Raw genomic sequence first — 9,251 nt, forward strand, 5'->3', positions numbered from 1 at the left:
CGCCGCGCAATCGCATCATCTGCACATAGCGCGCGACCGGCACCCCCACATATCCCGTGAACTGGCGATGGAAGTGATAGGCCGAGAAGCTGGCAAGCCGACTCAACACGGCCACCGAAAGATCCCCGTCAAGGTGGGTGTCGATGTAGGCGAGTACGGCTTCGAAGCGTTTCGCGTAAGCGATGTTGGTTGGCATGGTCAGGTCGGTGCGGTCAACGATATGGTCGCTCGCACCGAAGGTTTTGCGCCTAGCCAGACTTGCTCGATTCCCGCGTAAGGGTTCAGCCGCCGCGCCTCAAGTCTCTGGAAACAACAGTTTGTGCACGGTGTTGTTGTCGATGGGCTCGTCGAACAGATCGCGCGCGAGCAACTGGCTGCCAAGCAACTGCGGGGCGAACAGCACGTCGGGTTGCACCCGCCGGATTTTGTTCACATGCCGCACGTCATTGACCCCGGCGATGGTCTTCACGCCCGGGGCCAATTCCTTCACCGCGAGCACGGCGAAGGCGTTTTCGGCATCGTCGTCGCGCAGGGTGAGCACGGCCTTGGCCTTGGGCACACCGGCGAGTTCGAGGGTTTCGCTGCGCGTGGCGTCGGCGGTGATGACGTCGGCGGTTTCGGGAAACGGCGAGGGATGGCCGCTGGGCGCGATGATGGTGACCGGCACGCCCCGGCTGCTCAGCTCCTTCCACATGGCATAAGCCAGGCTCGACGCGCCGATGATGACGTAATGATTCTTGCGCTGTTCGCGTTGCATTTTTCCCTCCAGAGTCCGTTTGAGACTGCCCCCGATCAGCGGCCCGATCACGACCGACAGCGTGGTGGCAAACACCGAAATGCCCAGCACGATCATGGACACGGTGAACATGCGCGCCTGCAAGGAGTGCGGGACGATGTCGCCGTAGCCGACCGTGGACATGGTCTCGATGGTGTAATAAAACGCCGTGGGCAGGCTGTGAATCGGCGGCGTATACCCGGCGCCGAACCACAGGCTGCCCAGCGTGCCGTAGATCAGCAGGCTGCCCACGCCCAGCAGGGCAAACAGTGAGCTGGCGGCCAGGCTGCTGCGGGCAAAGCGGCTGGTGTAAAGCAACAGCGCCAGCAGCAGCAGGCCCGAAAGCGCAACGGTGGCGTTGATCCCATGCGTGGCCCACAATGCCAGCCCGGCTGACAGGGCGCTGAGCAGCACCCCGAGCACCCAGGCCACCCGCGCCCGCAGCAGCAACCCCGGCACCATGAGAATGAGGCCGATGCCGATGATCACATGCGGAAACGCGGCCAGATCGGCCAGACCGGAGATGCCGTCAGCGCCCTGCGCCAGGATGTCGAGCACGGCCTGGCGCATCTGCACAAATTGCGGGCTGATCTGCACCACGCCTGTTGCCAGCGCCAGAAGGGCGATCAGCCAATGCGGCCCGTTTTGCCCCAGCTTGCTCAGCAGCAGTCGCATCACCGTGCTCACCTTGGCTTTGAGCACACGCCAGCGGCTGGCCTTGGGCAGCGGGGGCTTGGGGGTGTCCGGGGGCGAGGTCGTTGTTGCCATGACGTAAGTATCGGCGATCCGCAGCCGCAGCCCTGTCGAGCGCTACAGGGCCACCCAGGCGCTGAGTCCGTTGGCGTCGCGTAGCTGTGTCCAGCGGCAGTCGTACAACTGATGCAGTCGCTCGACCTGCAGAGCAGCCTCGCAGGTGTCGAAGAACCAGCCTTGCGCTTCCTGCTGCAAGCCGAGGCCCAGCACATGGGTGGCGCAACGCGCGACCCAGTTCACATCGTGCGCACAAAACACCACCACCCGGTCACTCAGGTTGGACAGCACCGCGCCCACGAGGGATTGATGCCCTGGATCTTGAAACGCCACCGGCTCGTCGAGCAGCAGCAGGGTTGCGCCTTGCACCAGCGCCTGCGCCAGCGCCACCCGTTGCCGCTCACCGGCGGACAGGTCGAGCACCGGGCGATCGCGCAGCGCCCAGGCATCCACCCGGCGCAGCGCCTCCTGGGCGGAAGGCCCGTCTGGTTCGGGCTGCGAGAGTTCGAGCAGGGCGAGCGCCGACAGGTTGAAGCGGTCGCGCGGCTGGGCCGGCATGAGGGTGCGTAGCGCCGCCAGACGCTCCGGGCCCAGCTCGGACAAGAGCTGCCCTGCCAGCCGAACCGAAGCGGTCTTGCCATGCAAAGGGAGCAGCCCGGCAAGTTGACGCAGCAGGGTGGACTTGCCCGCGCCGTTGCGACCAATCAGCCCCAGCCGCTGCCCCGGCTGCAGGCGAAAAGACAGATCGCGCGCCAAGGCCGACTGATGCGCGACTGCCACGACATCGAGCGCATCGACCTGCAACCAGGCGTTTGCCTTCATCGCGCCCGCCGCAGCATGAGAATGAACACGGGCGCGCCGACCAGCGCCGTGACCGCACCGACCGGCAGCTCATAAGGCATGACCACCCCGCGGGCCAGCGTGTCCGCAGCCACGACCAGCGCTGCCCCGGCCAGAGGCGCCGCCCAGGCCTGATCGCGCATACGCTGCAAACCGACCAGCCGCAAGGCCTGCGGCACGACCAGCCCGACAAACCCCACCGCCCCGGCCACCGCCACCGAAGCGCCTGTGGCCAAAGCGGCCAAGAGCACGAGCTCCAGCCGAGCCCGCGTCACCGGCTCGCCTAGCAGCCACGCGGCCTCGCTGCCAAGCAGCAGCCGGTCATAGCGGCGTTGTCGCCACAGCAGCCACACGGCGCCCAGCGCGGCCAGCCCGCACAGCCAGAGGCCATGCGTAGCCCCTGAAAGATTGCCCACCAGCCAGAACATCGCGCCGCGCAACTGTTGATCGGGCACCAGGGTCAGCAGCAAAGTGGACAGCGCCCCGGCAATTGCGGCCAGCATGGCGCCAATCAGAATGAGCTGGGCCGAGGCTTCGTCGTCACGGCTCGCCATGATCCGCCGCCCCATGAGCAGCAGCGCAAGCAGCGCCGCGCCCGCCCCGATCACGCTGCCCAGCCACAAGGCCCCGCCCAGCAGCAGCGCCACGATAGCGCCCAAGCCGGCGCCGCCGGATGCCCCGAGCACATAAGGATCGGCCAGAGGGTTGCGCAGCAGAATCTGCATGGACAGCCCCGCTTGTGCCAGCAGCGCGCCCACCCCCATGCCAGCCAGCACCCGCGGCAACCGGAGCTGCCAGATGATTTCCGCATTCCAGCCTCCCTCCCCCACCGACAGCGCCACCGCGACGACCACTGCAAGCAGCAGCGGCAAGCCCCAACGCCACAGCGACAAACTGCGTGCACCGGGTCTTACTGAGAGTTCAGAGCGCATGTCGGGCCGGGAGAAACCACTCAGAACGCAGGCCGCCAGGTCAGCCCGACAAACACGCCCAGCGGCTCGCGGTTGTAGCCGTAGACCGTCTGATACTTCTTGTTGAACAGGTTCTGCAGCCGCGCATTCCAGCTCCAGTCTTTCGACACCGCGCCACTGGCGGTGAGGTCGACCGTGGTGTAGCTGCCCAGCGTGACCCGGCCGGTCGAACCATTATCCCAACGGGGGCCGCTGTAATGCACCGCAGCGCCATAAAGCACTGAGGCGAACTCGTGGTTGACCGAGACATTGGCCAGACTGCGGGCGCGGCGCTGCAGCGTGGGATCGCCCGGCTTGCTCGTATCAACCGGCTGTTGCAGCGTGAGATTGGCGTCATAGGCCCAGCCCTTCCAGGCGCCGCGCCCGGTCAACTCCAACCCCCGCGTGCGGCTGCTGGCGATGTTCTGGAAGGTGCTGGTGGTGTAGTCATACTGCCACTGGTCGGTCATTTTGGTCTGGAACAGCGTGGCCCGCAGCACGTTCGCCCCTTGCGACCACTGCAACCCGGCCTCGACAGAGTGCGCCTTCTCCGCCTTGAGATTGGCGTTGCCGTAGTAAGGCGCGTATAGATAGCCCAGCGGCGCTGCATTGAAAGCGGTTGAATAGCTGGCAATCGCTTTGAAACCGCTGCCCAGTTCTCGTCCGTAGCCGAAATAGCCGGTGTTCTGGCCCGAGTAGCCGTCAATCGCGTCATGGCGGAGATTCAACTGAAACTCGTTGCCGCTGACGCTGCCGTCCAGTCCGACGAAGGCCGCCTTGGCATGGCGATCCCTGGAGGGAATCGACCCTGTGATCGAGCTGATGGCCTGGCTCTGCCATTCCAGCCCGCCCGTGGCTGTCCAGCCGCTGCCGAGCTGCACCACATTTCGCCACTGGATTTGCCTAACCCGGGTGCGGTAAGTGCCGCTGTAGGGGTAGGCGCTGAAGTTCTCGGTCGTGTTGGTGGTGCTCTGCTGCGAGGCGCTCAGATGAGACTTCCAAGCGGTGGTCAACTGGTTGTCGCTGAACAGTTGATACAGGTCCTGCGAGGTGCTGCTGAGATTGGTATCGGTCGGATTGGCGTAAGCGCCATAGCTGTCGTAGCTGGCGCGGCCCTTGCTGCTGAACGCGCGCAGGCCCAGCGACTGCCCCGGCGCCAGGGTCTGCACGATCGAGCCGTTCATCGTCGTGTTGCCGTAGCCGTTGCTGTTCGGGTTGGCATTGCTGAGCTGGGCGGGATTGATTGCACTGACGCCCTGCGTCGTATAGCGGCTGATCCCTGCCTGCAAGGCCGTGTTGCCGACCTGTCCGCTGGCATTGGCCGACACCGTGGCCGTGTTGCGGCTGCCTGCAGTGACCGAAATCGAGGCCTGCGGTGTTTTGCTGCCCGCGCGCGTGGTGACGAGCACCACCCCGCCGATCGCGCCCGAGCCGTAGATGGCCGACACATTGCCGCGGATGATCTCGATGCGCTGAATCTGATCGGTGGTGAAGTTGTTGAGATACGCGACGCCCGTGGCGTCTTGTGCGTTCATCGGCACGCCGTCGAGCAGCACCAGCACATCCGGCCCGCCAAACCCGCGCACAAACACATTACCCGTTTGCCCAGGGCCGCCATTACTCGTCACCTGCACGCCGGCCACCTGCTGCAGCAAGGTGGTGAGGTTTTGCGCGCCGCTCTGCTCGATCTGCTCGCGGGTGATCACGCTGACACCCGGCAAGGCATCGGCCAGCGACTGCGGGTAGCCCGTGGCCGACACCACGACCAGCGGCAGCGTGGTGGCGTCCGCCGGGGCGGTCTGCGCCTGCGCGTTCAGCCCGGCCAGACTGATGGCTGCGGCCAGCGCGGTGCGAATGAAAATCGGTTGAGATGAGTGGACAACACGAGGCCCAGACGAGGTTGGACCAACGCCGTTTGAAAGGAACTGCTGAGACATGACTGAATTTCCGGATGAATGAGCGCTGCCGTGTTCCCCCGCACGGCTGGCGCGGCTGAAGCGCGCCGCGGCAGAGCCCAGAGCGCATCTCAACCTTCGCATGGGCTGCGCTGCGCGCACCCGGCTGGCCTTGATGCGCCCCTTCGCCCCGAAGCTGCGCGTCTTCTCGTCGTTGGCCGGTATCCGGGCTGGCGACGCGATCCGAACCTCCTTCCCAAATCCGAAAATTCAGTGGAGAGCTTGTCCGAACGGAAGGCTTGCGCCTTCGGTCGCTGACCGTTGCGGGGGCAGCACAGGCCGGAGCATTTGCCGGAGGCATGGCTCTTCCTGTTTCCCGTTTAACTGCGCAGCGTGAACCACCGCGCGAGCACCAACGGCCGTCATGTTAGCCGGGCGACAGCGTCATTTTGCCGATGTTCGGGTGGCCGACTTTAGAATGCCTCGCATGGACGAACGACAGCCCTCCCCCGCCATCGCCCAGTTGCACTCGCGCGTTGAGCGGCTGCTGCTGCGTCACAACGAGCTGTTGCGCACCAATGCCCTGCTGGCCGAGCGGGTGCAATCGCTCGAAGCCGAGCGCGACCAGATGCGTCAGCGCCTGCACGACGCCACCCAGCGGATCGACCGATTGCTGGCGCGGCTGGATCAGACCCCTTCCATTTCGGGCGAGCCCGACCCACACGCATGAGCACGACCACGCTGGATGTGAACATCATGGGCCAGATCTACACCCTGGCCTGCCCCGCCGACGAGCAGGCCGCTCTGCTGGCCGCCGTGCGCGAAGTGGACACCGAGATGTGCGCCATTCGCGATATGGGCAAGGTGCGCGCCCGCGAGCGCATCGCCGTGCTCGCCGCGCTCAATCTGGCGCACAGCCTGATCGAGTCGCGCAATGCGAACAAGGCCGCGGGCGCTTCGGCGCAGGCCTCGCTGGCGTTTGAAGAAGATGCGCAGGCCGTGGCCCAACTCACCCGTCAGCTCGATGAAGCCCTGGGCGCCGAGGGCAAATTGCTCTGATTTTTCCCCAGCCGCGATTCACCGCCCTACAATCGGCTTCGTCTGTCGGGCTTGGCTGGGTCGGCATTTCCTGAACCGATAAATTTGTGCCTCGGGCTTGGAAATTCTGTGTGTGCGCGTGACGTCTCGCGCAGACGTCCCCAAAGCGCAGTGACCTTGCCCACCTGTCCCAGTAGGGTTCAGGGATCAACGCTCAATCAGGTTCCGGCAGACACCTCTCCCGCATGACCTCCCCCTTGTTTCAGCCAACCTGCTGCGTGCTCGACACCCAGGTTCTGCTCGACTGGGCGCTGTTCGACGACCCGCGCGTGCGTCCTTGGGCCGAGGTCATACGGCGCGGCAGCGTGCGCTGGATTTACTGTGCCGCCATGCAGGTCGAGGCCTTGCGCGTGGTGCACTACCCGGCGCTGGCCAAGCGGTTCGAGCCCCAGGCATCAGCCGATAAGGTGGCCGATTGTTTTTCGCGTTGGGGACAGTGCTGCGCCGACCCGCCGAGCCAGCGCCAATTGATCTGCTCCGATCCGGATGATCAGGTGTTTCTCGACCTGGCCCTCGCGCAGAGTGCCGCCAAGCTCCTGAGCCGCGATCAGGCCGTATTACGGCTGGCTCGGGCAGCCCGCAGTCTGGGCCTTGCCATCGGCGCGCCGGAACAGATCGCCGCGTCGGTTTAGGACGATCAAGAGGCCGACTGCCCCAGCGCCAGCAGACGGTTTTTGCGCCGCAGCGACCACCAGATCATGCCGCTGCCCAGAATGATCAGCGGAATCGAAAGCAACTGCCCCATGGTGAGGTGAAACCAGAGATAGCCGAGAAACGCATCGGGCTGGCGGAAAAATTCATCGGTGAAACGCGCCAGCCCATAGCCGAGCGCGAAGCACCCGGCAATGAAACCGCGCGGCCGCTCCTTGCGCGACAGCCACCACAGCACCACGAACAGCACAATGCCTTCGAGAAACATCTCATACAACTCGGAGGGAAAGCGCGGCACCATGCTGCCGGAATTGGGGTAGATCATCCTGCCCGGCCACCAAGCGGGCGCCGGTCGTCCCCACAGCTCACCGTTGATGAAGTTGCCGATGCGCCCGAACGCCAGCCCGGGCGGAATGAGCGGAGCGACAAAGTCCATGATCTGCAGCCACGAATAGCGCCGGGTGCGCGCAAACCAGAACGCGGCCACCATCACGCCGAGCAACCCGCCGTGGAAGGACATGCCGCCGTCCCACACCGCGACGATCTGCGCCGGGTGAGAGAAGTAATAGTCCGGCTGATAGAACAGCACGTAGCCGGTGCGCCCGCCCAGAATAACGCCCAGCACGCCGGCAAACAGCAGGTCTTCGATGTTGCGCGAGGTCCAGCCCTGGCGCGCGTAAGGCTGGTCTTTGAGGCGCTTTTGCGCCAGCAGCCAAAAAGTGATGAAGCCCAGCAGGTACATGATGCCGTACCAATGCACCTTGATCGGGCCAAGTTGCAGGGCGATGGGATTGAAGTCGGGGTGAACTAGCATGGACGTGAAGTGTACGGGGTCGACTTGAGCATTCCTTTCAAGCAGCGCGCGGGCAAGCCAATATTTACCTTTGGATACCACTGCGCCGCCTTCAACACAGCGCCACCGACCTCTTGCCGCGCGACAATGGCCCTTTGTCGACCTGCTCTGATTGCCAGCCATGACCCAAAAACTGCGTTCCGAAAACATTACCGTGGGCGCATCGCGCGCGCCCAACCGCTCCATGTTCTATGCCATGGGCTACAAGAAGTCGGACTTCAGCAATCCGATGATCGGCATTGCCAACGCGCACTCCACCATCACCCCTTGCAACTCCGGCCTGCAGCGTCTGGCCGACGCCGCCATCGAGGGCGTGCGCGCGGCGGGTGGCAATCCGCAGATGTTCGGCACGCCGACCATTGCCGACGGCATGTCCATGGGCACCGAGGGCATGAAGTATTCGCTGGTCTCGCGCGAAGTCATTGCCGACTGCGTGGAAACCTGCGTGCAGGGTCAGTGGATGGACGGCGTGGTCACCGTGGGCGGTTGCGACAAAAACATGCCCGGCGCCATGATCGGCATGCTGCGCTGCAACGTACCGGGCATCTTCGTCTATGGCGGCACCATCTTGCCGGGCCATTACAAGGGCAAGGATCTGAACATCGTCTCAGTCTTCGAGGCCGTGGGCGAACACGCCGCCGGGCGCATGAGCGATGCCGATTTCGACGCCATCGAACAATGCTCGGTGCCCACTAGCGGCTCCTGCGGCGGCATGTACACCGCCAACACCATGTCCAGCGCCATCGAGGCCATGGGCATGTCGCTGCCCTACTCCAGCACCATGGCGAATGTGCACGAGGAAAAAGTGCAGTCCGCGCGCGATTCCGGCCAGGCGTTGCTCGCCGCTGTGCGCGCCGGGCTGAAGCCGCGCGACATCGTCACCCGCAAGGCGCTGGAAAATGCCGCTGCCGTGGTCATGGCCACGGGCGGCTCGACCAACGCGGTGCTGCATCTGCTGGCCATTGCGCATGCGGCCGCAGTGCCGTTCGCCATTGAAGATTTCGAGGTGATTCGCAAGCGCACCCCGGTGCTCTGCGACATGAAGCCCTCGGGACAATATGTCGCCACCGATCTGCACCGCGCTGGCGGCATTCCGCAAGTCATGAAAATCCTGCTGGAAGCCGGTGTGCTGCATGGCGACTGCATCACCATCAACGGCAAGACCGTGGCCGAAAACCTCAAGGACGTGCCGGCCCAGCCCCGCGCTGAACAAGACGTGATTCGCCCCATCGACAAGCCGATGTATGCCCACGGCCATCTGGCCATTCTCAAGGGCAATCTGGCCGAAGACGGTTGCGTGGCCAAGATCACCGGGCTGAAAAAGCTCAGCATGACCGGCCCAGCGCGCGTGTTCGACGACGAGCAAAGCGCGCTCGAAGCCATTCTGGCGGGCAAGATCAAGGCCGGCGACATCATGGTGCTGCGCTACCTCGGGCCGA

At 64.6% G+C, this 9,251-nt stretch carries 9 protein-coding genes, 1 pseudogene and 1 riboswitch; of the genes and pseudogenes, 4 read left to right on the forward strand and 6 right to left on the reverse strand.

The genetic code is table 11. The features are described 5' to 3' along the window. The 5 genes and pseudogenes from AC2VLV_RS10325 to AC2VLV_RS10345 all read right to left on the reverse strand — a co-directional run. A pseudogene (locus AC2VLV_RS10325) lies at positions 1-196 on the reverse strand (AraC family transcriptional regulator); the annotation flags it as partial. A gap of 99 nt (positions 197-295) precedes the next feature. Next, on the reverse strand, positions 296-1,543 hold the full coding sequence (gene kch / locus AC2VLV_RS10330) for a voltage-gated potassium channel protein (protein ID WP_486989902.1): 1,248 nt from the start codon (positions 1,541-1,543) through the stop codon (positions 296-298). 42 nt (positions 1,544-1,585) lie between these two features. Continuing rightward, complete coding sequence (locus AC2VLV_RS10335; protein ID WP_486989903.1) at positions 1,586-2,347, reverse strand: ABC transporter ATP-binding protein; 762 nt, start codon at positions 2,345-2,347, stop codon at positions 1,586-1,588. Continuing rightward, complete coding sequence (locus AC2VLV_RS10340) at positions 2,344-3,258, reverse strand: FecCD family ABC transporter permease (protein WP_486989904.1); 915 nt, start codon at positions 3,256-3,258, stop codon at positions 2,344-2,346. Before AC2VLV_RS10340 ends, AC2VLV_RS10335 begins: the two co-directional genes overlap by 4 nt. A 59-nt stretch (positions 3,259-3,317) precedes the next feature. Then, complete coding sequence (locus AC2VLV_RS10345; RefSeq protein ID WP_486989905.1) at positions 3,318-5,252, reverse strand: TonB-dependent receptor domain-containing protein; 1,935 nt, start codon at positions 5,250-5,252, stop codon at positions 3,318-3,320. Between the two features lie 157 nt (positions 5,253-5,409). Next, positions 5,410-5,642: riboswitch (cobalamin riboswitch) on the reverse strand. A 55-nt stretch (positions 5,643-5,697) separates the two neighbouring features. Here AC2VLV_RS10345 and AC2VLV_RS10350 point away from each other — a divergent pair. The 3 genes from AC2VLV_RS10350 to AC2VLV_RS10360 all read left to right on the forward strand — a co-directional run bounded on the left by AC2VLV_RS10350 (position 5,698) and on the right by AC2VLV_RS10360 (position 6,940). Beyond that, positions 5,698-5,940 (forward strand): hypothetical protein, encoded by a 243-nt coding sequence (locus tag AC2VLV_RS10350; RefSeq protein ID WP_486989906.1) that lies wholly within the window; start codon positions 5,698-5,700, stop codon positions 5,938-5,940. After that, positions 5,937-6,269, forward strand: a complete 333-nt coding sequence (locus tag AC2VLV_RS10355) for a cell division protein ZapA (RefSeq protein WP_276710381.1) — start codon at positions 5,937-5,939, stop codon at positions 6,267-6,269. Before AC2VLV_RS10350 ends, AC2VLV_RS10355 begins: the two co-directional genes overlap by 4 nt. Before the next feature lie 224 nt (positions 6,270-6,493). Next, positions 6,494-6,940 (forward strand): PIN domain-containing protein, encoded by a 447-nt coding sequence (locus AC2VLV_RS10360; RefSeq protein ID WP_486989907.1) that lies wholly within the window; start codon positions 6,494-6,496, stop codon positions 6,938-6,940. Positions 6,941-6,945: 5 nt separating this feature from the next. Here the strand turns inward: AC2VLV_RS10360 and lgt are convergent, their stop codons facing one another. After that, positions 6,946-7,773 (reverse strand): prolipoprotein diacylglyceryl transferase, encoded by an 828-nt coding sequence (lgt, locus tag AC2VLV_RS10365; RefSeq protein WP_486989908.1) that lies wholly within the window; start codon positions 7,771-7,773, stop codon positions 6,946-6,948. Positions 7,774-7,933: 160 nt separating this feature from the next. Between lgt and AC2VLV_RS10370 the strand changes: the two genes are divergently transcribed. After that, a partial coding sequence (locus AC2VLV_RS10370) for a dihydroxy-acid dehydratase (RefSeq protein WP_486989909.1) occupies positions 7,934-9,251 on the forward strand: 1,318 nt, incomplete at its 3' end.

The organism is Thiomonas sp. TH-17 (assembly GCF_057473305.1).